This is a genomic window from Pseudomonas pergaminensis, assembly GCF_024112395.2.
GTDB classification, from domain to species: Bacteria; Pseudomonadota; Gammaproteobacteria; order Pseudomonadales; family Pseudomonadaceae; genus Aquipseudomonas; species Aquipseudomonas pergaminensis.
On the sequence record NZ_CP078013.2, the window covers coordinates 3,982,809 to 4,005,738 of the forward strand.

At 59.6% G+C, this 22,930-nt stretch carries 21 protein-coding genes; 16 read left to right on the plus strand and 5 right to left on the minus strand.

Annotated features, from left to right (window positions below):
• Positions 1-7: 7 nt before the first annotated feature.
• Together lolA and KUA23_RS18000 are read right to left on the minus strand one after the other, a co-directional pair.
• The gene (gene lolA / locus KUA23_RS17995; RefSeq protein ID WP_016975527.1) at positions 8-631 is read right to left on the minus strand and encodes an outer membrane lipoprotein periplasmic chaperone LolA; all 624 of its coding nucleotides are present in this window, start codon (positions 629-631) and stop codon (positions 8-10) included.
• A 54-nt stretch (positions 632-685) separates the two neighbouring features.
• Positions 686-3,094, minus strand: a complete 2,409-nt coding sequence (locus KUA23_RS18000; RefSeq protein ID WP_099491825.1) for a DNA translocase FtsK — start codon at positions 3,092-3,094, stop codon at positions 686-688.
• A 497-nt stretch (positions 3,095-3,591) separates the two neighbouring features.
• Between KUA23_RS18000 and aat the strand changes: the two genes are divergently transcribed.
• From aat to infA, 3 genes are all read left to right on the plus strand, one after another.
• Positions 3,592-4,272, plus strand: coding sequence for a leucyl/phenylalanyl-tRNA--protein transferase (gene aat / locus KUA23_RS18005; protein WP_252992554.1), 681 nt, complete (start codon positions 3,592-3,594; stop codon positions 4,270-4,272).
• Between the two features lie 55 nt (positions 4,273-4,327).
• Positions 4,328-5,035 carry an arginyltransferase gene (locus tag KUA23_RS18010; protein WP_078049028.1) on the plus strand — a complete coding sequence of 236 codons (708 nt, stop codon included), beginning with the start codon at positions 4,328-4,330 and terminating at the stop codon, positions 5,033-5,035.
• Positions 5,036-5,135: 100 nt separating this feature from the next.
• On the plus strand, positions 5,136-5,354 hold the full coding sequence (infA, locus tag KUA23_RS18015) for a translation initiation factor IF-1 (protein ID WP_002553999.1): 219 nt from the start codon (positions 5,136-5,138) through the stop codon (positions 5,352-5,354).
• 197 nt (positions 5,355-5,551) lie between these two features.
• Here infA and clpA read toward each other — a convergent pair whose 3' ends face one another.
• Both clpA and clpS read right to left on the minus strand, forming a co-directional pair.
• Positions 5,552-7,822, minus strand: a complete 2,271-nt coding sequence (gene clpA / locus KUA23_RS18020; protein WP_252992555.1) for an ATP-dependent Clp protease ATP-binding subunit ClpA — start codon at positions 7,820-7,822, stop codon at positions 5,552-5,554.
• Between the two features lie 29 nt (positions 7,823-7,851).
• Positions 7,852-8,220 (minus strand): ATP-dependent Clp protease adapter ClpS, encoded by a 369-nt coding sequence (clpS, locus tag KUA23_RS18025; protein WP_005789091.1) that lies wholly within the window; start codon positions 8,218-8,220, stop codon positions 7,852-7,854.
• A gap of 219 nt (positions 8,221-8,439) precedes the next feature.
• Between clpS and cspD the strand changes: the two genes are divergently transcribed.
• On the plus strand, positions 8,440-8,706 hold the full coding sequence (cspD, locus tag KUA23_RS18030; RefSeq protein ID WP_122683844.1) for a cold shock domain-containing protein CspD: 267 nt from the start codon (positions 8,440-8,442) through the stop codon (positions 8,704-8,706).
• A 76-nt stretch (positions 8,707-8,782) separates the two neighbouring features.
• Here cspD and icd read toward each other — a convergent pair whose 3' ends face one another.
• Positions 8,783-10,039 (minus strand): NADP-dependent isocitrate dehydrogenase, encoded by a 1,257-nt coding sequence (gene icd / locus KUA23_RS18035; protein ID WP_028616796.1) that lies wholly within the window; start codon positions 10,037-10,039, stop codon positions 8,783-8,785.
• 493 nt (positions 10,040-10,532) lie between these two features.
• Between icd and KUA23_RS18040 the strand changes: the two genes are divergently transcribed.
• The 12 genes from KUA23_RS18040 to KUA23_RS18095 all read left to right on the plus strand — a co-directional run bounded on the left by KUA23_RS18040 (position 10,533) and on the right by KUA23_RS18095 (position 22,918).
• Positions 10,533-12,758, plus strand: coding sequence for an NADP-dependent isocitrate dehydrogenase (locus KUA23_RS18040; protein ID WP_078049031.1), 2,226 nt, complete (start codon positions 10,533-10,535; stop codon positions 12,756-12,758).
• A gap of 222 nt (positions 12,759-12,980) precedes the next feature.
• Complete coding sequence (locus tag KUA23_RS18045; RefSeq protein ID WP_078049032.1) at positions 12,981-13,427, plus strand: NUDIX hydrolase; 447 nt, start codon at positions 12,981-12,983, stop codon at positions 13,425-13,427.
• A 59-nt stretch (positions 13,428-13,486) separates the two neighbouring features.
• Entirely contained in the window at positions 13,487-14,611 is a 1,125-nt protein-coding gene (gene mnmA / locus KUA23_RS18050; RefSeq protein WP_252992556.1) for a tRNA 2-thiouridine(34) synthase MnmA, read from the plus strand.
• The gene (gene hflD, locus KUA23_RS18055; protein ID WP_028616800.1) at positions 14,608-15,231 is read left to right on the plus strand and encodes a high frequency lysogenization protein HflD; all 624 of its coding nucleotides are present in this window, start codon (positions 14,608-14,610) and stop codon (positions 15,229-15,231) included. Before mnmA ends, hflD begins: the two co-directional genes overlap by 4 nt.
• A gap of 125 nt (positions 15,232-15,356) precedes the next feature.
• Positions 15,357-16,727, plus strand: coding sequence for an adenylosuccinate lyase (gene purB, locus KUA23_RS18060; RefSeq protein WP_252992557.1), 1,371 nt, complete (start codon positions 15,357-15,359; stop codon positions 16,725-16,727).
• Positions 16,728-16,811: 84 nt separating this feature from the next.
• Complete coding sequence (locus KUA23_RS18065; RefSeq protein WP_099491829.1) at positions 16,812-17,978, plus strand: ribosomal protein uL16 3-hydroxylase; 1,167 nt, start codon at positions 16,812-16,814, stop codon at positions 17,976-17,978.
• Positions 17,971-18,393 carry a GNAT family N-acetyltransferase gene (locus KUA23_RS18070; protein WP_078049035.1) on the plus strand — a complete coding sequence of 141 codons (423 nt, stop codon included), beginning with the start codon at positions 17,971-17,973 and terminating at the stop codon, positions 18,391-18,393. Before KUA23_RS18065 ends, KUA23_RS18070 begins: the two co-directional genes overlap by 8 nt.
• A 228-nt stretch (positions 18,394-18,621) precedes the next feature.
• Positions 18,622-19,359 carry a secretin N-terminal domain-containing protein gene (locus KUA23_RS18075; protein WP_252992558.1) on the plus strand — a complete coding sequence of 246 codons (738 nt, stop codon included), beginning with the start codon at positions 18,622-18,624 and terminating at the stop codon, positions 19,357-19,359.
• A gap of 491 nt (positions 19,360-19,850) precedes the next feature.
• Positions 19,851-21,176: an isocitrate lyase gene (aceA, locus tag KUA23_RS18080; RefSeq protein WP_025858968.1), complete on the plus strand. Its 1,326-nt coding sequence runs from the start codon at positions 19,851-19,853 to the stop codon at positions 21,174-21,176.
• Between the two features lie 131 nt (positions 21,177-21,307).
• The gene (locus KUA23_RS18085) at positions 21,308-21,535 is read left to right on the plus strand and encodes a hypothetical protein (protein ID WP_252992559.1); all 228 of its coding nucleotides are present in this window, start codon (positions 21,308-21,310) and stop codon (positions 21,533-21,535) included.
• A 284-nt stretch (positions 21,536-21,819) separates the two neighbouring features.
• On the plus strand, positions 21,820-22,233 hold the full coding sequence (locus KUA23_RS18090) for an NADH-quinone oxidoreductase subunit A (protein ID WP_003219575.1): 414 nt from the start codon (positions 21,820-21,822) through the stop codon (positions 22,231-22,233).
• A gap of 10 nt (positions 22,234-22,243) precedes the next feature.
• Positions 22,244-22,918, plus strand: coding sequence for a NuoB/complex I 20 kDa subunit family protein (locus KUA23_RS18095; protein ID WP_012724951.1), 675 nt, complete (start codon positions 22,244-22,246; stop codon positions 22,916-22,918).
• The last annotated feature ends 12 nt before the right edge of the window (positions 22,919-22,930 follow it).

Consider the following 22,930-nt stretch of genomic DNA (forward strand, 5'->3'; position numbering starts at 1 on the left):
CTCTAGATTATTCCTGGATCACGTCGGCACCCTTGGGGATGTCGAACTTGAACTTGGACGCCGGTACCGGCTGGTTGGCCTTGACCCCGGAGAACAGGATATCGGTGCGCTGGCCGACGCTGTCGACCAGGCGCATGTTGTTGATCACGCCGTTGCCAAACGACAGGGACAGCGTGTCGAACAGCGTGTCCTTGGATTTGGGCTTGAGGGTGAACTCGATCACGTTGCTGGTCTGCTTGGAGGTGATGTCGAAGCTGTCGTTGATTTTCGACACATCACCCGACAGCAGCAGGGCCGGGGTCTGGTTCAGGCGCGGGTCGAGCTTCTTGATGGTGGCCTGTTCCAGGTCCGGGTCCCACAGGGTGACCTTCTGGCCGTCGGAAACAATGGTCTGCTCAGCCTTGCCTTCGGTGTGCCAGTAGAACAGCCCAGGGCGCTGCACGGCCATTTCGCCGGCAGTTTCCTGCAACTGGGTGCCACCGGCATCCAGGGTCAGCTGGGAGAAGCGCGCGGTCAGGGTCTGGGATTTGTCCAGCAGGTTCTTCAAGCTGGCGACGGAGGCCGGGTCAGCATGGGCCGAAACAGCGGTCAGGGCCAGTGCCGGCAACAACAGCATGCGGATAAGACGCATGGGAGTCCTCATTGAGTGGTCAGGGCGTGCCGCGTGCTGCCACGCGGCGCGGGATCAGTCGCGCATCTGCCCGGGGGCAATGACTTCGCGCGAGCCGTTGGTGTTCATTGCGGTGACGACGCCGGCCATTTCCATGGCTTCGATCATGCGGGCGGCGCGGTTGTAGCCGATCTTCAGCTTGCGCTGCACCGCCGAGATGGAGGCGCGACGGCTTTCCAGTACAAAAGCCACGGCCTCGTCGTACAGCGCGTCGGTTTCGGCATCATCGTCGCCACCGCTGCTGCCGCCGTCGAAGCCACTGCCGGCTTCTTCCACACCGGCCAGAATGTCGTCGTTGTATTCCGGCGCGCCGCGCAGCTTCCAGGCTTCCACCACACGGTGGACTTCATCGTCGGAAACAAAGGCGCCGTGAACCCGGATCGGCAGGCTGGTGCCCGGCGGCATATAGAGCATGTCGCCGTGGCCCAGCAGCTGTTCGGCGCCGCCCTGGTCGATGATGGTCCGCGAGTCGATCTTGCTCGACACCTGGAACGCCATGCGGGTCGGGATGTTGGCCTTGATCAGGCCGGTGATCACGTCCACCGACGGACGCTGGGTGGCGAGGATCAAGTGAATACCGGCGGCACGAGCCTTCTGGGCGATACGGGCGATCAGTTCTTCGACCTTCTTGCCGACGATCATCATCATGTCGGCGAATTCGTCGACCACCACCACGATGGTCGGCAGCTTGCTCAGCAGCGGCGCTTCGTCGTGAATGCTTTCGCGCTTGTACAACGGGTCGGTCAGCGGTGTGCCGGCGTCCTGGGCTTCCTTGACCTTGGCGTTGAAGCCCGACAGGTTACGCACGCCCATCTTCGCCATCAGCTTGTAGCGGCGCTCCATTTCGGCGACGCTCCAGCGCAGGGCGTTGGCGGCGTCCTTCATGTCGGTGACCACCGGGCACAGCAGGTGCGGAATGCCCTCGTAGATCGACAGTTCGAGCATCTTCGGGTCGATCATGATCAGCTTGGCGTCTTCCGGGCCGGACTTGAACAGGATCGACAGGATCATCGCGTTCACACCCACCGACTTACCGGAACCGGTGGTACCGGCCACCAGCAAGTGGGGCATCTTCGCCAGGTCGGTGATCACCGGCTTGCCGCCGATGTCGTGACCCAGGGCCAGGGTGACCGGCGACTTGAAGTTGTCGTACTCAGGGGTCGACAGCACTTCGGAGAAGCGCACGATCTGGCGGTCTTCGTTGGGAATCTCGATGCCCACGGTGGTCTTGCCGGGAATCACTTCCACGACACGCACACTGGTCACGGCCAGGGAACGGGCCAAATCCTTCGCCAGGTTGGCGATACGGCTGACCTTCACGCCGGCAGCCGGCTGGATTTCGTAACGGGTGATCACCGGGCCGGGGTGGATGGAATCCACCGAGACTTCGACGCCGAATTCCTTGAGCTTGATTTCCAGCAGGTGGCCGACGGCCGCCAGGGATTCAGGCGAATAGTTGAGTTGTTTCTTTTCGGCCGGGTCGAGGATCGAGATCGGCGGCAAGGTGCCTTCGACGGCGCTGTCGACGAACAGCGGCGCCTGTTTCTCTTTCTGAACGCGATGGCTCGGTTCGGCTGGCTTGGGCGGCGCGGGGGCAATGACAGGCGGCACCTGCTTCTCGCGGTCCGACATGTGCTTGCTCAGCGCCTGCTCGCGCTCGATCAGGCGCTCCTTGACCTTGGCCTGCTCGCGCCGGTCCGGTGTGCTCGGGGCCACTACTTCGTTGACACGGGTATCGACTTCACGCAACTGGGCGACCATGCGCTTGCGGTCGACACGGGCAGCCCACCAGCGGTTGGCGGCGCCCTGGAACAGTTCCAACAGGTCGAGGGTGATCTTGCCGGTCACGTCCATCACCTTGAACCAGGACAGGTCGGTGAACACGGTGAGGCCGAACAGGAACAGCGCGATGAACATCAAGGTGCTGCCCTGGATATTCAGGGTCTTGCGCGCCAGGTCGCCGAGGCTTTCGCCCAGCGCCCCGCCCGCGCCCGCTGGCAAGCCAGTCGGCGCATGGAAATGGATATGGGCCAGGGCCGCGCCGGACAGCACCAGGAACACCAGGCCGATCAGGCGCCATGAAAACAGCCAGCCGCTCCACTGCCACGGCTCGTGGCGCTGGCGGAAGATCTGCCAGGTTTTGATCGCCAGCAGCAACGGGAAGATATAGGCGAAGTAACCCAGCACCATGAACAGGATATCGGCGCTGTAGGAACCGGCAGGCCCGCCGAAGTTCTGCACGTCTTCGATCTTGCTGTTGTGGCTCCAGCCCGGATCGTCCTTGCCATAGGTCAGCAAGGCCATCATCAGGAACAGGCACAGGGCGCCGATCGCGATCAGCGCGCCTTCCTTGAGACGATAATGCAGGTGCTGGCGCCAGGCCGGCACGACTGCTGCTTTAGGTGTTGCGGCGGATTTCTTCAAAACGGGTCTTTTCCTGCGCCTTTAGCGCGTCCATCTGTTGAATGACTGCAAATACTGCCCAATCCGAGCAGCTGAAAAATGAACGAGCGTCGTTGAATCTACTTTTAACACTGGGCGATTGCTGGATGAAATGGCGATAACGCCACAATGGCCGCATTGTACGGGTTTGTGCCCCTGATGCCACGCCACTTGGCGTTCTTCAAGCAGCATCGCCAGTGGTGTGTCACAAGATGTTCAATTTGAGCATGCATTGTCTTTGCTGACAAAGGCTTATGAGCTGTTTTTACTCATCCAGGCAAGCTTGGCAAAAGGCCTGCATGGCCTAGCCCCGATTACGACCACGCCTGATGCACAGAGTTGCAGAAACACCTGCTCACGCTAATCCACTCCAACGGCCGATTCGGGCTGGCCCCATGGCGCCATGTCGACAATAATCAGCACTGCGCACGCAGGTGTCATACCTGCCACTCCCCTCCCCTTCCGTAAGCCTGGATGCCATGCTGACCTGGTTACAACGCGATTCACTCACATTCCCTCCATTGGCCAAGGCCATGCGCGAACCCAATGGCTTGCTGGCCGCCGGTGGCGATCTTTCGGCCGAGCGGCTGATCCAGGCCTACCGCCATGGCTGCTTTCCCTGGTTCTCGGAGGGTCAGCCGATCCTCTGGTGGTCGCCCGACCCGCGCACCGTGATATTCCCCGACGAACTGCATGTATCGCGCAGCCTGGCCAAACTGTTGCGCCAGCAGCGCTACAGCGTGACCTTCGACAGGGACTTTGCCGCCGTCATCCAGGCCTGCGCAGCACCGCGTGCCTATGCCGATGGCACCTGGATTACCGATAGCATCCAGGGCGCCTATCTGGAGCTGCACCAGCGCGGTTATGCGCACTCGGTAGAGGTCTGGGACGACGGCGAACTGGTAGGTGGCCTGTATGGCCTGGCGATGGGCCAGCTGTTTTTTGGCGAATCCATGTTCAGCCGCGCCGACAACGCCTCGAAATTCGGCTTCGCCACATTGACCCGTCAATTGCAGGCCTGGGGTTTTGTACTGATCGACTGCCAGATGCCCAACGATCACCTGCACAGCCTGGGTGCCCGCGCCATATCCCGCAGCGACTTCGCAGGTTTCCTGCGCGACCATCTGGACCAGCCCAACGCTGGACCGTGGGTTTCCTAGGCGACTTCCGCGCTCCTGGCTTACACTTATTTCAAAGCTTACCCGAGGGTTGATCATGACCGAGTTGGCGCGTTTGAAGTTTTATGCCACTCAACCCCACTCTTGCAGCTATCTGCCCGACGAGCAGGCCACCACGCTGTTCCTCGACCCCAGCCAGCCGATGGACGTGCATGTGTATGCCGACCTGTCGGAGATGGGCTTTCGGCGCAGCGGCGATCACTTGTACCGGCCTCACTGCCAGAACTGCAATGCCTGCGTACCGGCACGCATCCCCGTGGCGCAGTTTCTGCCGGACCGCAACCAGAAGCGCATCCTCAAGCGCAACGCCGACCTGACGGTGACGCCGGCCAAGCCACGCTTCACCGAAGAATACTTCGACCTCTACCAGCGCTATATCGAGGAGCGGCACGCCGACGGCGATATGTTCCCGCCCAGTCGCGACCAGTTTTCCACGTTCCTGGTGCGCGACCTGCCCTTCTCGCGCTTCTACGAGTTTCGTGCAGACGGTCGATTGGTGGCCGTCGCCGTGACCGACCTGCTGCCTAACGGGCTGTCGGCGGTGTACACCTTCTATGAGCCCACCGAAGAACGTCGCAGCCTGGGACGCTTCGCGATCCTCTGGCAGATTGGCGAAGCACTGCGCCTGGAACTGGAGGCGGTGTACCTCGGATACTGGATCAAGAACTGCAAAAAGATGAATTACAAGACCCAATATCGGCCCATCGAACTGCTGATTAATCAAAGATGGGTCACGCTTAACTAGAACCCCTTGGCTTGAACACCCTTTTTCGGGCACAATGCACGCCGCTTTTGCCTGGCGCAGTTGCACCGGGCCATTCACTGGATACCGAGGGCTTTACTGCATGTCGAAAGAAGACAGCTTCGAAATGGAAGGCACTGTCGTCGACACCCTGCCCAACACCATGTTTCGTGTGGAGTTGGAAAATGGGCACGTCGTAACCGCGCATATCTCCGGCAAGATGCGCAAGAACTACATTCGTATTCTTACCGGTGACAAAGTGCGCGTCGAGCTGACGCCCTATGACTTGAGCAAAGGGCGCATCACTTACCGCGCTCGCTAAGCAAGTCAATACAAAACGCCCGGTTATGCCGGGCGTTTTTGTGTGTGCGCCATTTAACAGTCGCCACTTGACCCTGTGGGAGCTGGCTTGCCTGCTCCTACAGTTGATCTTCACCGGTCGACAGATAGCGACCCACCCATTTATCCACGCAGCAAAAAGGCGCCTTTCGGCGCCTTTTGCTTTGTTGCGGTCAGCTATCAGGCCATTTCAGCCGTGGTTTCGAACTCGAAGGTCAGCTCGCCGTCCTTCAGGTCGATGTGCACCACGCCACCATGGTCGGAGAGTTCGCCGAACAGGATCTCTTCGGCCAACGGCCGCTTGATCTTGTCCTGGATCAGACGTGCCATTGGGCGAGCGCCCATCGCTGCGTCGTAGCCACCCTCTGCCAGCCAGTTGCGCGCCGCGTCCGTTACGTCCAGCTGCACGCGCTTGTCTTCCAACTGCGCCTGAAGCTCGGTAAGGAACTTGTCCACCACGCTTTTGATGACCTCATGGCTGAGGCGACCAAACTGGATAATGGTATCCAGGCGGTTACGGAACTCCGGCGTGAAGCTCTTCTTGATCACTTCCATGGCATCAGACGAGTGATCCTGATGCGCGAAGCCGATAGAAGCCCGCGCGGCCGTTTCGGCACCGGCGTTGGTGGTCATGATCACGATCACGTTGCGGAAGTCCGCCTTGCGCCCGTTGTTGTCGGTCAGGGTGCCGTGGTCCATCACCTGCAGCAGCAGGTTAAAGACTTCAGGGTGGGCCTTCTCGATTTCATCGAGCAGCAATACGCAATGCGGCTGCTTGGTGATCGCCTCGGTCAACAGGCCGCCCTGGTCGAAACCGACATAGCCCGGAGGCGCACCGATCAGGCGCGACACGGTGTGGCGCTCCATGTACTCGGACATGTCGAACCGCACCAGCTCAATACCCATGGCCTTGGCCAACTGCCGCGCCGCTTCGGTCTTGCCGACGCCGGTCGGGCCGGCGAACAGGAACGAACCAACAGGCTTGTCCGGCGACTTGAGGCCCGCACGCGACAGCTTGATCGCAGTGGACAGCGAATCGATGGCAGCATCCTGGCCGAACACGGTGAGCTTGAGGTCGCGCTCCAGGTTACGCAGCAGCTCCTTGTCGGAACTGGTGACGTGTTTTGGCGGAATCCGCGCAATCTTCGCCACGATGTCCTCGACCTGAGGCACGTCGATGCGTCTGACCCGCTTCTCGACCGGCTGCAGGCGCTGATAGGCGCCTGCCTCGTCGATCACGTCGATGGCTTTGTCAGGCATGTGGCGATCGTTGATGTAGCGTGACGCCAGCTCGGCGGCTGAACGCAAGGCCTCATCGGTGTACTCGATGCCGTGGTGCGCTTCGAAACGCCCCTTGAGCCCGCGCAGGATGCCGATGGTGTCTTCAACCGAAGGCTCGGACACATCGACCTTCTGGAAGCGCCGCGCCAAGGCACGATCTTTCTCGAAGATGCCACGGAATTCCTGGAACGTTGTGGAACCGATGCAGCGGATATCACCCGACGACAGCAGCGGCTTGAGCAGGTTGGAGGCGTCCATCACCCCACCGGATGCCGCACCGGCACCAATGATGGTGTGGATTTCGTCGATGAAGAGGATCGCCTGCGGGCGTTTTTTCAGTTCGCCAAGCAACGCCTTGAAGCGCTTCTCGAAATCGCCACGGTACTTGGTCCCGGCGAGCAAGGCGCCCAGGTCCAGGGAGTAGACGACGCTGTTGGCCAGCAGGTCCGGGACCTGGTTATCGACGATACGCTTGGCCAGGCCCTCGGCGATCGCGGTCTTGCCCACGCCCGCCTCACCCACCAGCAACGGGTTGTTCTTGCGACGGCGTGCAAGGATCTGCGCTACACGCTCAACTTCAAGCTCTCGCCCCACCAGCGGATCGATCCGCCCTTGGCGCGCCAGTTCATTGAGGTTGCTGGCATAGGCATCCAGTGGATTGCCCGAAGAAGAAGACTCACCGCCCTCGTCGTCCTGCATATCCTGCTCACCCTCGGAATGATCGCCGTGCCCAGGCACCTTGGAGATACCATGGGCGATGTAGTTGACGACATCGATACGGGCAACGCTCTGCTGTTTAAGCAGGAACACTGCCTGGCTTTCCTGTTCGCTGAAAATCGCCACAAGCACATTGGCGCCCGTGACCTCACGCTTACCGGAGCTCTGAACGTGGAAAACAGCACGCTGCAATACCCGCTGGAAGCCCAGGGTTGGCTGGGTCTCACGGTCCTCGTCGTGCACGGGGATCAGTGGCGTGGTGGAGTCGATAAACTCCTGCAGGTCGTGCTTGAGTTTGTCGAGGTTGGCGCCGCACGCACGTAGAACGGTGGCGGCAGCTTCGTTATCCAAAAGTGCCAGCAGCAGGTGTTCGACGGTCATGAATTCATGACGCTTCGAACGGGCCTCCTTGAAGGCAAGATTGAGGGTGACTTCGAGCTCGCGGTTTAACATAGCTTCACCTCATACCCAAGTGGTCGGCGTTAACCGTCCTTCTCGATTTCACAGAGTAGCGGATGCTGGCTTTCCCTGGCGTACTGGTTGACCTGCATGGCCTTTGTCTCGGCGATGTCGCGGGTAAACACTCCACATACTGCCCGTCCTTCTGTGTGAACGGCCAGCATTACCTTGGTCGCCAACTCGCGGTTCAGGTTAAAAAACACCTCGAGCACTTCGACCACGAAATCCATCGGTGTGTAGTCATCATTGAACAAAACCACCTTGTACATCGGCGGCGCCTGGAGAGCAGGCTTGGCCTCCTGAACAGCAATGCCTGCAGAACCGTCGTCATCATGTTCCTGATCCGGTCGATCCTGATTGAATGTTAGTCGAATCTGGCTGTTTGCATGCATGGAAAGAAAGGTTCGTCAGTGGTTCAAATACAGTGGTGGGGGCGACCTGTCAGAATTTCAACTCCTGACTGATCGGTCGCCTTGACTATCGGCGAAACGGTGTTACAACCAATAGAACCCACAGTGGGTAAAAAAGGTCCGCGCAGTCAACCTTATTTATTCGGGTTAGGACGGATAAACTGGATGATACTCCAGTGATGGAGTCTGGTGCAGAGGGATATGGGCATGGCAAGCGGTAAGGTCAAGTGGTTCAACAATGCCAAAGGGTACGGCTTCATTATTGAAGACGGCAAGGATGAAGACCTTTTTGCGCATTACTCAGCGATCAAAATGGAAGGTTATAAAACGCTGAAGGCGGGGCAGCCGGTCTCCTTTGACATTATTCAGGGGCCCAAAGGCAAGCACGCAGTCGAAATCAGTGCGCCAGTCACCATCGGCACAGCCAAAGAGGGCGTCGCTCAAAAATCAAAAGAGCAATTAGCCTAATCGGCCACCGAGCAGGCGCCCAATAAAAAACCGACCATTCCATTGACGGTATGGCCGGTTTTTTTACCCCCGTCGCTTACATGTGCGAGATCAGCGCATCACCGAAGCCAGACGAAGACACCAGGGTGGCACCGTCCATCAGACGCTCGAAGTCATAGGTCACAGTCTTGGCAGAAATCGCGCCATTGGTGCCCTTGATGATCAAATCCGCCGCCTCGGTCCAACCCATGTGACGCAACATCATCTCGGCTGACAGAATCAGCGAACCCGGGTTGACCTGATCCTTGCCCGCATATTTAGGCGCAGTACCGTGGGTCGCTTCGAACATCGCCACGGTGTCCGACAGGTTGGCACCCGGCGCAATACCGATGCCGCCCACTTCCGCCGCCAGGGCGTCAGACAGGTAGTCGCCGTTCAGGTTAAGCGTCGCGATCACATCATACTCAGCCGGACGCAACAGAATCTGCTGGAGCATGGCGTCGGCAATGGCGTCCTTGACCACCACATTCTTGCCGGTCTTAGGGTTCTTGAACTGCATCCACGGGCCGCCGTCGAGCAGTGTGGCACCAAATTCTTCGGCCGCCACTTCGTAGGCCCATTCCTTGAAGGCACCTTCGGTGAACTTCATGATGTTGCCTTTGTGCACGATGGTCAGTGAGTCGCGGTCGTTATCCACTACATATTGCAGGGCTTTACGCGCCAGGCGCTTGGTCCCTTCCTTGGAGACCGGCTTCACGCCAATCCCGCAATCCTGGTCGAAACGAATCTTGGTGACGCCCATTTCCTCTTTAAGGAACTTGATTACCTTGATCGCTTCGGGCGAACCGGCCTTCCATTCGATACCAGCATAAATGTCTTCTGAGTTTTCACGGAAAATGGTCATGTCCACGTCGCCAGGCTTCTTGACCGGGCTGGGCACGCCTTCGAACCAGCGCACCGGGCGCAGGCATACATAGAGGTCGAGTTGTTGACGCAGGGCCACGTTCAACGAACGGATGCCGCCACCGACCGGCGTGGTCAGCGGGCCCTTGATGGACACCACGTAATCCTTGACCGCGTCCAGGGTTTCCTGGGGCAGCCAGGTGTCCTGGTCGTAGACTTGAGTCGCTTTCTCGCCGGCATAAACCTCCATCCACGAGATTTTGCGCTTGCCGCCGTAGGCCTTTTCAACAGCTGCGTCGACCACCTTGATCATCACAGGGCTGATGTCGACGCCGATACCGTCACCTTCGATGTAAGGGATGATCGGTTGGTCAGGAACATTGAGAGAATGGTCTGCATTGACGGTGATTTTGTCGCCGACTGCCGGAACCTGAATCTTCTTGTATCCCATGCTGAACTCCATCTATGGATTGAACATCTGGCTGCGTTCGAGCCTACTCCAGATAAATGGCGACTGAAACCTCACGCCATGCTCATTTGCCTCGAAAACAGCATAATTTGTCGCCTACAAGCCTGAAAGCAAAGGCAAAATCGCCAACCTTGAGCACATCGTGCGACTTTGGTCGCAACCTGGGCCCTGCGACCTTTAGACCAATGGACGACACACCTTTTGTATGAAGGCTCGGCGTAAGCATAGCGACCTATGTATAATGCCGCCGCTGACCAAAGAGTCACGACGGCCGACCGCTCTATAACAGTGCCCTCCGCCAGAAAAGCCGGACTAAACAATAGTCCACCCGCTTGACGCTCGACTGATGCAACCCAACATCACCGCGAAGAAACCTCGACATTTCGCTCATGGATGACTTTGAACGAACGCGCTCCACCCGGCGCATCTCGAGTTTCTGCGCACGCTTTCAGCAAAGAAGAGAGTTAATCCGAATATGCCCACCCGCTCGAAGATCATCTACACCTTCACCGACGAAGCCCCAGCCCTCGCCACCTATTCATTGCTGCCTATCGTAGAGGCCTTCACCGCTTCCGCTGATATTGCCGTGGAAACCCGCGACATCTCCCTCGCCGCGCGCATCCTCGCAAGCTTCCCCGAGCAACTGGGCACCAAGGCTATCCCGGACCACCTCGCCGAACTGGGCGACCTGGCCGTTACGCCTGAAGCCAACATCATCAAACTGCCTAACATCAGTGCCTCGACCCCGCAACTGCAAGCCGCGATCAAGGAACTGCAGGCCCAGGGCTATGCCCTGCCGGACTACCCGGAAACCGTAACCACCGACGCGGAAAAAGAAACCCGTGCACGTTACGACAAGGTCAAGGGCAGCGCCGTAAACCCGGTACTGCGCGAAGGCAACTCCGACCGCCGCGCACCGCTGTCGGTCAAGAACTACGCACGCAAGCACCCGCACAAGATGGGCGCCTGGGCTGCCGACTCCAAGTCGCACATCGCCCACATGAGCAACGGCGACTTCTACGGCAGCGAAAAAGCCGTGCAGATCGAAGCCGCTGATGCTGTCAAAATCGAGCTGATTGCGCAGGATGGCACCGCCACTGTCCTGAAGGAAAAGACCTCGGTACAGGCCGGCGAAATCATCGACACCGCCGTACTGAGCAAGAAAGCCCTGCGCGCATTCATCGCCGCTGAAATCGAAGACGCCAAGCAACAAGGCGTGCTGCTGTCGGTTCACCTGAAAGCCACCATGATGAAGGTCTCCGACCCGATCATGTTCGGCCAGATCGTTGCCGAGTTCTACAAAGACGCCCTGACCAAGCACGCCACCGTGCTGGAACAGATCGGCTTCAACCTGAACAACGGCATCGGCGACCTGTACGCTCGCATCAAGGCCCTGCCGGCCGAGCAGCAAGCGCAGATCGAAGCGGACATCCAGGCGGTCTACGCCGCTCGCCCTTCCCTGGCGATGGTCAACTCCGACAAAGGCATCACCAACCTGCACGTGCCGAGCGACGTAATCGTCGACGCCTCGATGCCAGCCATGATCCGTGACTCCGGCAAGATGTGGGGCACCGACGGCCAGCTGCACGACACCAAGGCCGTGATCCCGGATCGCTGCTACGCCACCATCTACCAGGCAGTCATCGAAGACTGCAAGGCCAATGGCGCCTTCGACCCAACCACCATGGGCAGCGTGCCAAACGTTGGCCTGATGGCGAAGAAAGCCGAAGAGTACGGCTCCCACGACAAGACCTTCCAGATCAAGGCTGACGGCGTAGTCCGCGTCACCGACAGCAAGGGCAACCTGCTGATGGAACAGAAAGTCGAAGCCGGCGACATCTTCCGCATGTGCCAGACCAAAGACGCGCCGATCCAGGACTGGGTCAAACTGGCCGTCAACCGTGCCCGCGCCAGCAACACCCCGGCCATTTTCTGGCTGGACCCTAAACGTGCCCACGACGGCGTCGTGGTCGAGAAGGTCCAGGCTTACCTGAAAGACCACAACACCGAAGGCCTGGACATCCGCATCATGTCGCCGGTCGACGCGATGAAGTTCACCCTGGAGCGCACCCGCAAGGGCCTGGACACCATCTCGGTGACCGGTAACGTGCTGCGTGACTACCTGACCGACCTGTTCCCGATCATGGAACTGGGCACCAGCGCCAAGATGCTGTCGATCGTGCCGCTGATGAACGGCGGTGGCCTGTTCGAAACCGGCGCCGGCGGCTCGGCTCCAAAGCACGTGCAGCAACTGGTTGAAGAAAACTTCCTGCGCTGGGATTCCCTGGGCGAATTCCTGGCCCTGGCTGCGTCCCTTGAGCATTTGGGTGTGACGTACAACAACCCGAAAGCCCTGGTACTGTCCAAGACCCTGGACCAGGCCACCGGCCAGTTCCTCGACAACAACAAGTCGCCATCGCGCAAAGTCGGCAACATCGACAACCGCGGCAGCCACTTCTACCTGGCGCTGTACTGGGCTCAAGCCCTGGCCGCCCAGACCGAAGACACTGCACTGCAAGCGCAATTTGGCGAATTGGCCAAGACCCTGACCGAGAACGAAGCAACCATCGTTGCCGAACTCAACGCCGTACAGGGCAAGCCAGTGGACATCGGCGGCTACTACGCGCCGAACCCAGAGCTGACCAGCAAGGCCATGCGCCCAAGCAACACCCTCAATGCGGCGATTGCCAAGTTGAAGTAAGGTTGTAAGGCTGCAAAAAAGCCCCGGCCCTGTGCCGGGGTTTCTGTTTTTACTCTTTAACTGAAAAAACTGAATCAAAATGTGGGAGCGGGCTTGCTCGCGAATGCGGTGGGTCAGCCTACACCTGCAGCGACTGACACCCTGCATTCGCGAGCAAGCCCGCTCCCACATTGACTGCAATCCTGCCCAAAGACCGCGCCGCATTCTTCATTGAGGCTTTCCATGACCTGGCAACCCCACATCACTGTCGCCACCATCGTCGAAGACAACGGCCGCTTCCTGATGGTCGAAGAGCTCAAAGGCGGTCGCGCCGTGCTCAATCAGCCTGCCGGCCACCTCGACCCGGATGAAACCCTCATCCAAGCCGCGGTTCGCGAAACCCTCGAAGAAACCGGCTGGGACGTCGAAGCCAGTGGCATCGTCGGCATCTACCTGTACACCGCCCCCAGCAATGGCGTGACCTACCAGCGTGTGTGCTTCATCGCCAAAGCCCTGAAACACCACCCTGACTATCAACTCGACGAAGGGATCCTGCGTGCCCGCTGGCTGACCCGCGACGAACTGATGGACCTGCGCGACGACTGGCGCAGCGAGCTGATCATCCGCTGTATCGATGATTATCTGGCCGGCCACTGCCACAGTCTCGAATTGATCCGCCCTTCTCTTTAGCCTTGAAGGCCTGAGCCTGATAGAATCGCGTCCTTTTTCAAGACACCCGTTGAAACCCTATGCGTGATCCAGCCCCTTCTGACACACAAAAGAAGCGCGTCATCGTCGGCATGTCCGGCGGCGTGGATTCTTCCGTTTCCGCCGTTCTGCTCATGGAGCAGGGTTATGAGGTGGAAGGCCTGTTCATGAAGAACTGGGAAGAAGACGATGGAACGGAATATTGCACCGCGATGGACGACCTGGCAGACGCCCAGGCCGTGTGCGACAAGATTGGCATCAAGCTGCACACCGCCAACTTCGCCGCCGAGTACTGGGACAACGTGTTCGAGCACTTCCTGGCCGAATACAAGGCCGGCCGCACGCCGAACCCGGATATCCTGTGCAACCGCGAGATCAAGTTCAAGGCGTTCCTCGACTACGCCATGATGCTCGGCGCCGACCTGATCGCCACTGGCCACTACGTGCGCCGCCGCGATATCGATGGCCGCACCGAGCTGCTCAAGGGCCTGGACCCGAACAAGGACCAGAGCTACTTCCTGCACGCCGTCGGCGGTGAACAGATCGCCAAGACCCTGTTCCCAGTGGGCGAGCTGGAAAAACCCGAAGTGCGCAGGATCGCCGAGCAACACGGCCTGGCCACCGCCAAGAAGAAGGATTCCACCGGGATCTGCTTTATCGGCGAGCGCCGCTTCAGCGACTTCCTCAAACAATACCTGCCGGCACAACCGGGCGAGATAAAGACCACTGAAGGTGAAGTCATCGGCCGCCACCATGGCCTGATGTACCACACCATCGGCCAGCGCCAGGGCCTGGGCATCGGCGGCTTGAAAGACGCCGGCGAAGAGCCCTGGTACGTGCTGGTCAAGGACCTGGAGCACAACGTGCTGATCGTCGGCCAGGGCAACGAACATCCGCTGCTGTTCTCCGGCGCCCTACTCGCCTCCGAGATCTATTGGGTCAACCCGATCGACCTGAGCACGCCGCGTCGCCTGACCGCCAAAGTGCGCTATCGCCAGAGCGACCAGCCCTGCACCCTGGAAAAAACCGCCACCGGCTACCGCGCCACCTTCGATGACCCGCAACGCGCGGTCACCCCTGGCCAGTCCGTGGTGTTCTACGACGGCGAAATCTGCCTGGGCGGCGGCGTCATTGAAGTGGCCGAAGCCTGGAGCAACCCGGCATGAGCCCGACCCAGGAGCAATTGACGGCACTCGGCGGGGTATTCCTCGCCGCGGTGCTGGTGGACAAGATCGCCAAGACCGGCCAGGTCACCGAGGCGGGCCTGACCTGCATGCTCGGCAGCCTGCTGATCCGCGACCCCAAGGACACCCTGGAGGTCTACGGGGGCGACGACCTCGCGCTGCGTGAAGGCTACCGCGCGCTGATCGGCGCACTGGAACGCGACCCCAGCACCCTGCAGCGCGAGCCGCTGCGCTACGCCCTGTCGATGCTCGGCCTGGAGCGTCAACTGGCCAAGCGTGACGACATGCTGGAGGTCATCGGCAAGCGTCTGCCGCAGATCCAGTCCCAAGTGGAACACTTCGGCCCGGCCCACGAAAACGTGATCGCAGCCTGTGGCGCGTTGTACCAGGACACCTTGAGCACCTTGCGCCAGCGGATCCAGGTCCACGGCGACATGCGCAACCTACAGCAACCGAACAACGCCTCGAAAATCCGCGCCCTGCTCCTGGCCGGTATTCGTTCGGCGCGGTTGTGGCGCCAGTTGGGCGGTCATCGTTGGCAATTGGTGATCAGCCGTCGCAAATTGCTCAAAGAGCTTTACCCGTTGATGCGCAACGAATAAGTCGCACCAGCAGGCCTTTTTCAAGCCGTTACGCGTAATACGCCGGTCAGTTGGCAACGGACCGGCGGATTTTTTCATGTATGATACGCGCCCCATTTCGTTGCCCGACTGTCCGAGAACACCCCATGCAGCTCTCTTCGCTCACTGCGGTTTCCCCTGTAGACGGCCGCTACGCCGGCAAAACCCAGGCCCTGCGCCCTATTTTCAGCGAATACGGCCTGATCCGTGCTCGTGTACTGGTTGAAGTGCGTTGGCTCCAGCGCCTGGCCGCTCACCCCGCCATCAGCGAAGTGCCGGCTTTTTCCGCCGAAGCCAAGGCTGTGCTCAACACCCTGGCGGAAAACTTCTCCCTGGAGCACGCCGAGCGTGTGAAAGAGATCGAGCGCACCACCAACCACGACGTCAAAGCCATCGAATACCTGCTCAAAGAGCAAGCGGCCAAGCTGCCGGAACTGGCCCAGGTCAGCGAATTCATCCACTTTGCCTGCACCAGCGAGGACATCAACAACCTGTCCCACGCCCTGATGCTGCGCGAAGGCCGTGATGATGTGATGCTGCCGCTGATGCGCCAGACCGCCAACGCCATCCGCGAACTGGCTATCCGTTTTGCCGACGTGCCGATGCTGTCGCGCACCCACGGCCAACCGGCTTCGCCGACGACCCTGGGCAAAGAACTGGCCAACGTGGTGTACCGCCTGGAGCGCCAGATCGCTCAAGTCGCCGCCGTACCGCTGCTGGGCAAGATCAACGGCGCCGTGGGCAACTACAACGCCCACCTGTCGGCCTACCCTGAGATCGACTGGGAAGCCAACGCCCGCGCCTTCATCGAAGACGAGCTGGGCCTGGGCTTCAACCCGTACACCACGCAGATCGAACCGCACGACTACATCGCCGAGCTGTTCGACGCCATTGCGCGCTTCAACACCATCCTGATCGACTTCGATCGCGATATCTGGGGCTACATCTCCCTGGGCTACTTCAAGCAGCGCACCATTGCCGGTGAAATCGGTTCGTCGACCATGCCGCACAAGGTCAACCCGATCGACTTCGAAAACTCCGAAGGCAACCTCGGCATCGCCAACGCCCTGTTCCAGCACCTGGCCAGCAAGTTGCCGATCTCCCGCTGGCAGCGCGACCTGACCGACTCCACCGTACTGCGCAACCTCGGCGTGGGCTTTGCCCATAGCGTGATCGCGTACGAAGCCAGCCTCAAAGGCATCAGCAAGCTTGAGCTCAACGAGCAGAAGATCGCCGCTGACCTGGACGCGTGCTGGGAAGTCTTGGCCGAGCCGATCCAGACCGTGATGCGTCGCTACAACATCGAAAACCCGTACGAGAAGCTGAAAGAGTTGACGCGCGGCAAGGGCATCAGCCCTGAAGCACTGCAGACTTTCATCGACGGCCTGGACATGCCAGCCGCGGCCAAGGCCGAGCTGAAACTGCTCACCCCGGCCAACTACATCGGCAACGCTGTAGAGCAAGCCAAGCGCATCTGATCATCGCTCGACCCTTTGAGACGCCCGGCCGCGCCGGGCGTTTTTATTCCAGTCTGAAAAGTGCTTTTTTTCAATAGGTTACACATGAATCCTGATATCCCTCTTCAACTTCTGGGCGGCATCACGGCACGGGAATTCCTGCGCGACTACTGGCAGAAAAAGCCGCTGCTGATCCGCCAGGCCATCCCTGATTTCGAAAGCCCGATCGACGCCGACGAACTGGCCGGCCTGGCGCTGGAAGAAGAAGTCGAGTCGCGCCTGGTGATCGAACACGGCGAGCGTCCGTGGGAACTGCGTCGCGGCCCGTTCGCCGAAGATGCGTTCAGCACCCTGCCCGAGCGCGAGTGGACCCTGCTGGTGCAAGCGGTCGACCAGTTCGTGCCAGAAGTCGCCGAGTTGCTGGAGCAGTTCCGCTTCCTGCCAAGCTGGCGCATCGACGACGTAATGATCAGCTTTGCCGCGCCGGGTGGTAGCGTCGGCCCGCACTTCGATAACTACGACGTGTTCCTGCTGCAGGCCCAGGGCAAGCGCAACTGGAAGATCGGCCAGATGTGCAGCTCGGAGAGCCCGCTGCTGCAACACGCCGACCTGCGCATCCTCGCCGAATTCGAAGAAAGCGCCGAATGGGTGCTGGAACCGGGCGACATGCTCTACCTGCCACCGCGGCTGGCGCACTTCGGCATTGCCGAAGATGACTGCATGACCTACTCCGTCGGTTTCCGCGCCCCAAGCGCCGCCGAAGTGCTGACCCACTTCACCGACTTCCTCAGCCAGTACCTGACGGACGAAGAGCGCTACACCGACGCCGACGCCCAGCCGGTCAGCGACCCGCACCAGATCCAGGGCGATGCGCTGGACCGCCTAAAGAGCCTGTTGGCCGAACACATGAGCGACGAGCGCATGCTGCTGACCTGGTTCGGCCAGTTCATGACCGAGCCGCGCTACCCGGAACTGGTGGCCGGCGAAGAGCTGGGCGAAGAAGACTTCCTCAGCAGCCTGCAAGACGGCGCGATCCTGGTGCGCAACCCAAGCGCGCGCCTGGCCTGGTCCGAAGTCGACGACGACGTACTGCTGTTCGCCAGCGGCCAGAGCCGTTACCTGCCCGGCAAGCTGCGTGAACTGCTGAAGCTAGTGTGCTCGGCCGATGCGCTGCACAGCGAAAACCTCGGCGACTGGCTGGCTGACGAAGACGGCCGCGACTTGCTGTGCGAACTGGTCAAGCAAGGAAGCCTGGGATTTGCCGATGAATAGGATTCACGTAAGTGTCGCGGACTGGCAAAAGGATATCGCCGAGATTCGGCGCATTCGTGAAGCGGTCTTTATCGCTGAACAATCGGTTCCACCGGAGTTGGAATGGGACGCGGATGACGCCGGCGCGGTGCATTTCCTTGCATTCGAAGGCGATTTTCCGATTGGCACTGCGCGCCTGCTGCCCAGCGGCGAGATCGGACGCGTGTCGGTCCTCAAGGACTGGCGCGGGCTGAAGGTCGGCGACAAGCTGATGGAAGCGGTGATCGGCGTGGCCGAGAAACGTGGCCAGACCCGGCAGTTCCTGAGTGCGCAGGTTTATGCTGCACCGTTCTATGAGCGGCTGGGCTTCAAGATCGTCAGTGACGAATTCCTTGAAGTCGGGATTCCGCATGTGGATATGGTGCGCGGGGACTGATCCGACACCGCGTCGCCTGCATCGCAGGCAAGCCAGCTCCCACACTTGACCGAGTACACTCCCTGGAATGCGGTCAAATGTGGGAACTGGCTTGCCTGCGAAAGCGATATCAGCAGCACCATAAATGCCCTGCACTGCCAGGGCATTTTGCCGTCTACGATTCAATTTGCGACCTGCCAGGCCGACAAACTGGCACTATCCAGCCTTTGACTCGCAGAGATAACGGACATGTCCCTACGCACCCTGCTCACCGCCCTCCTCCTGACCGCCAGCGTCTCGGCCATGGCCGACACCGAAGTCGTCAACCTGAGCAACCGCACCAGCGCCGACCTGCTCCCCGTGGCGCAGAATTTCATCGGCAAGGACGGTACCGTCAGCGCCTACGGCAACCAGCTGATCGTGAATGCCGCCCCTGGCAAGATCCAGGACCTGCGCGCCCTGCTCTCCCAGTTGGACACTCCCGCCAAACGCCTGCTGATCACCGTCGACACCAACGAAAACAACCAGCAGAACAGCGGCGACAGCCAGACCCGCATCATCAGCTATGGCACCACTAGCCGAGACGGCGGTATCCAGCAGATCCAGGCCAGCGAAGGTTTGCCCGCGCTGATCCAGGTCGGCCAGAGCGTACCGCTGACCACTACCCAACAGGACAGCTACGGCCGCCTGCAAAACCAGACCCAGTATCGCAACGTAACCCAAGGCTTCTACGTGACGGCGAGCGTCACCGGTGAGACCGTACACCTGGCGATCAGTACCAACCGTGACCGCATGAGCCAGGAACGTCCCGATGTAGTGAATGTGCAAAGCACCGACACAACTGTCAGCGGACGCTTGGGCGAATGGATCACCCTGGCCGGCATCAATCGCGAGACCCAGGCCGACAAATCCGCTACAACCCGCAGCTACTCTACTCAGGGCCGCGATGACCTGACTGTGCGGGTCAAGGTCGACACCCTGAACTGAAGCACCAAAAACTGACTGATGAGTCGTATTAGACTAAAGATGTAGTGCTCGAAAAAAAGCACTACAAAACATTTGACGATCCAAAAAAGCATGGGCATGATGGCCTCGCTCCCGCTAATCAGGGGCCCTGGCAAGGGCCTTCGGATCGCCGCTCCAAGCTACCCACCCGAGCCGATTCGTGTCTGTACCGCCCACAAGGCGTGTTTGACGAGGTTGCGACTGGAACGAAGTTGTCCCGAGGGACGGAAGCTAACCAGGTAACCCGGCTACACGCTGTTGAGCACCCGAGGGCCCACGACGCCCGGAGACTGTTCTCGGTCCGCCTGTACCTACTCCACCCTCCCGCCACTCGTTCATCCCGTCGCATTCCCCGCCAGACCCGACATGACCGCCTAAGCTTCTGGTCAGCGAGCAGCCCTGCCCACGCATTTGAATGCAGGGCTGGCAAATGGATTTTTCCACCACAAGAACACGCGACGAGGTTTACTTCCATGGCACTGACACGCGAACAGCAAATTGCAGCCCTTGAGAAAGACTGGGCTGAAAACCCACGCTGGAAAGGCGTGACCCGCGCTTATTCCGCTGCTGACGTCGTCCGCCTGCGTGGCTCGGTCCAACCTGAGCACACCTTTGCAAAACTCGGCGCCGAGAAGCTGTGGAACCTGGTGACCCAAGGTGCCAAGCCTTCCTTCCGTCCCGACAAAGATTTCGTCAACTGCATGGGCGCCCTCACTGGCGGCCAGGCAGTCCAGCAGGTGAAAGCCGGTATCCAGGCGATCTACCTGTCCGGCTGGCAAGTGGCGGCGGACAACAACTCCGCTGAATCCATGTACCCCGACCAATCGCTGTACCCGGTGGATTCGGTTCCGACCGTGGTCAAGCGCATCAACAACTCGTTCCGCCGTGCCGACCAGATCCAGTGGAAAGCCGGTAAAGGCCCGGGTGATGAAGGCTACATCGACTACTTCGCGCCTATCGTGGCCGACGCAGAAGCCGGTTTCGGCGGTGTCCTCAACGCCTACGAATTGATGAAGAGCATGATCGAAGCGGGCGCTGCTGGCGTGCACTTCGAGGACCAACTGGCGTCCGTGAAGAAATGCGGCCACATGGGCGGCAAGGTACTGGTTCCGACCCAGGAAGCCGTACAGAAGCTGACCGCCGCCCGCCTGGCTGCTGACGTTGCCGGCACGCCGACCATCATCCTGGCCCGTACCGACGCCAACGCCGCCGACCTGCTGACCTCGGACTGCGATCCGTACGACCAGCCGTTCGTAACCGGCGAACGTACCCAGGAAGGCTTCTATAAAGTGCGCGCCGGTCTCGACCAGGCCATCGCTCGCGGCCTGGCCTACGCGCCATACGCCGACTTGATCTGGTGCGAAACCGCCAAGCCAGACCTGGACGAAGCCCGTCGCTTCGCCGAAGCGATCAAGAAGGAATACCCGGACCAACTGCTGTCCTACAACTGCTCGCCTTCCTTTAACTGGAAGAAGAACCTGGATGACGCGACCATCGCCAAGTTCCAGCGCGAACTGTCCGCCATGGGCTACAAGCACCAGTTCATCACCCTGGCCGGCATTCACAACATGTGGCACAGCATGTTCAACCTGGCGCACGACTACGCCCGCAACGACATGACCGCCTACGTGAAGCTGCAAGAGCAAGAGTTCGCTGACGCCGCCAAGGGCTACACCTTCGTGGCTCACCAGCAGGAAGTGGGCACCGGCTACTTCGACGACATGACCACCGTGATCCAGGGCGGCACCTCGTCCGTGACCGCGCTGACCGGTTCGACCGAAGAAGAGCAGTTCCACTAAACACCGCGTACACGGCCACTGCGGCCCCAAGGAAGACCTAACCTCAGTGCCGCACAACAATCACGCCCCGACTGGTTCGGGGCGTTTTTTTGCCTGCTTGAAAACCCCACCTATCACCTGTGGGAGCTGGCTTGCCTGCGATAGCGGTGGAACAGATTGAAAATCTGCCACTGACCCACCGCTATCGCAGGCAAGCCAGCTCCCACATCGACCGTGTCAATCCTGAAGGTTTTGCGCAAAACATTGATCCAGAGCGGTATTTGCCTGATTCAAATCGGTTAAAAGATCTGTTGCAGCAACTAGCGGCATTCAAGCAAGTAACGGCAACTTCCCCCGCCACACGAGAACCATTCGCTTAAACCCCGCACAAACAATAGTCATTATCATTTGGCGCATAAAAACTTCGTTACCTGTGAAACAAAACTTAATTGTTCAAAAGCGCGCTAATGCCCACACTGCAAGGGCTGCAGCCCCAAGAAGGTGCACTATGTCCTTATTCCATCGAATAATTTCGCTATCGGAATTTTACTTGCCAGGTGTTTAGCCATAAAATCACCGCGATTGATTGCAGTGCGACATATCGTCACTGCATCGTTACTTTTTCGAGCTCAGAGACCTTTGCTCTCTGTTAAGGATTTCCAGCATGACCGAAGCGACAGGACTCATGGCCCACAACTGGGGCTTTGCCATTTTCCTCCTCGGTGTTGTCGGCCTTTGCGCCTTCATGCTCGGTGTTTCCAGCCTCCTCGGGTCAAAAGCCTGGGGCCGCAGCAAAAATGAACCGTTCGAGTCCGGCATGCTGCCTACAGGTGGCGCCCGCTTGCGGCTCTCAGCCAAATTCTATCTGGTCGCGATGCTGTTCGTGATCTTCGATATCGAAGCCCTCTTTCTCTTTGCCTGGTCTGTGTCCGTCCGCGAAAGCGGCTGGACCGGATTCGTCGAAGCCCTCGTTTTCATAGCAATTCTGTTGGCAGGCCTTGTCTACCTATTCCGAGTGGGCGCCCTTGACTGGGCTCCGGAAGCTCGTCGTAAGCGGCAAGCGAAGCTGAAACAATGAGGCTTTGGCGATGCAATACAATCTCACCAGGATCGACCCGGATGCTCCTAACGATCAGTACCCTATCGGCGAACGGGAAACCGTTTCCGATCCGTTAGAAGATCAAGTCCACAAAAACATCTACATGGGCAAGCTGGAAGACGTGCTGAGTGGCGCGGTCAACTGGGGACGTAAGAACTCCCTGTGGCCGTACAACTTCGGTCTTTCGTGCTGCTACGTGGAAATGACCACCGCCTTCACGGCGCCCCACGACATCGCGCGCTTTGGCGCCGAGGTTATCCGGGCATCGCCGCGCCAGGCGGATTTCATGGTTATCGCCGGAACCTGCTTTATCAAGATGGCGCCGATCATTCAGCGTCTCTACGAGCAAATGCTCGAGCCAAAGTGGGTTATCTCCATGGGTTCGTGCGCCAACTCCGGTGGCATGTACGACATCTACTCCGTCGTTCAAGGGGTGGACAAGTTCCTGCCCGTGGACGTCTACGTGCCTGGCTGCCCGCCCCGCCCTGAAGCATTCCTGCAAGGCTTGATGCTGTTGCAAGAATCGATTGGCAAGGAGCGTCGCCCGCTTTCCTGGGTCGTCGGTGATCAAGGCGTGTACCGCGCCGAGATGCCTTCGCAAAAGGAACAGCGCCGCGAACAGCGAATCGCAGTCACCAACCTGCGCAGCCCCGACGAAGTCTGATCCAGCACCGCT

Bases quoted from the DNA above. Each gene is read 5' to 3' on its own strand.
- lolA (WP_016975527.1), bottom strand. From the start codon at position 631: ATGCGTCTTATCCGCATGCTGTTGTTGCCGGCACTGGCCCTGACCGCT.
- aat (WP_252992554.1), top strand. From the start codon at position 3,592: ATGCTGACCTGGTTACAACGCGATTCACTCACATTCCCTCCATTGGCC.
- KUA23_RS18010 (WP_078049028.1), top strand. From the start codon at position 4,328: ATGACCGAGTTGGCGCGTTTGAAGTTTTATGCCACTCAACCCCACTCT.
- infA (WP_002553999.1), top strand. From the start codon at position 5,136: ATGTCGAAAGAAGACAGCTTCGAAATGGAAGGCACTGTCGTCGACACC.
- clpA (WP_252992555.1), bottom strand. From the start codon at position 7,822: ATGTTAAACCGCGAGCTCGAAGTCACCCTCAATCTTGCCTTCAAGGAG.
- clpS (WP_005789091.1), bottom strand. From the start codon at position 8,220: ATGCATGCAAACAGCCAGATTCGACTAACATTCAATCAGGATCGACCG.
- cspD (WP_122683844.1), top strand. From the start codon at position 8,440: ATGGGCATGGCAAGCGGTAAGGTCAAGTGGTTCAACAATGCCAAAGGG.
- icd (WP_028616796.1), bottom strand. From the start codon at position 10,039: ATGGGATACAAGAAGATTCAGGTTCCGGCAGTCGGCGACAAAATCACC.
- KUA23_RS18040 (WP_078049031.1), top strand. From the start codon at position 10,533: ATGCCCACCCGCTCGAAGATCATCTACACCTTCACCGACGAAGCCCCA.
- KUA23_RS18045 (WP_078049032.1), top strand. From the start codon at position 12,981: ATGACCTGGCAACCCCACATCACTGTCGCCACCATCGTCGAAGACAAC.
- mnmA (WP_252992556.1), top strand. From the start codon at position 13,487: ATGCGTGATCCAGCCCCTTCTGACACACAAAAGAAGCGCGTCATCGTC.
- hflD (WP_028616800.1), top strand. From the start codon at position 14,608: ATGAGCCCGACCCAGGAGCAATTGACGGCACTCGGCGGGGTATTCCTC.
- purB (WP_252992557.1), top strand. From the start codon at position 15,357: ATGCAGCTCTCTTCGCTCACTGCGGTTTCCCCTGTAGACGGCCGCTAC.
- KUA23_RS18065 (WP_099491829.1), top strand. From the start codon at position 16,812: ATGAATCCTGATATCCCTCTTCAACTTCTGGGCGGCATCACGGCACGG.
- KUA23_RS18070 (WP_078049035.1), top strand. From the start codon at position 17,971: ATGAATAGGATTCACGTAAGTGTCGCGGACTGGCAAAAGGATATCGCC.
- KUA23_RS18075 (WP_252992558.1), top strand. From the start codon at position 18,622: ATGTCCCTACGCACCCTGCTCACCGCCCTCCTCCTGACCGCCAGCGTC.
- aceA (WP_025858968.1), top strand. From the start codon at position 19,851: ATGGCACTGACACGCGAACAGCAAATTGCAGCCCTTGAGAAAGACTGG.
- KUA23_RS18090 (WP_003219575.1), top strand. From the start codon at position 21,820: ATGACCGAAGCGACAGGACTCATGGCCCACAACTGGGGCTTTGCCATT.
- KUA23_RS18095 (WP_012724951.1), top strand. From the start codon at position 22,244: ATGCAATACAATCTCACCAGGATCGACCCGGATGCTCCTAACGATCAG.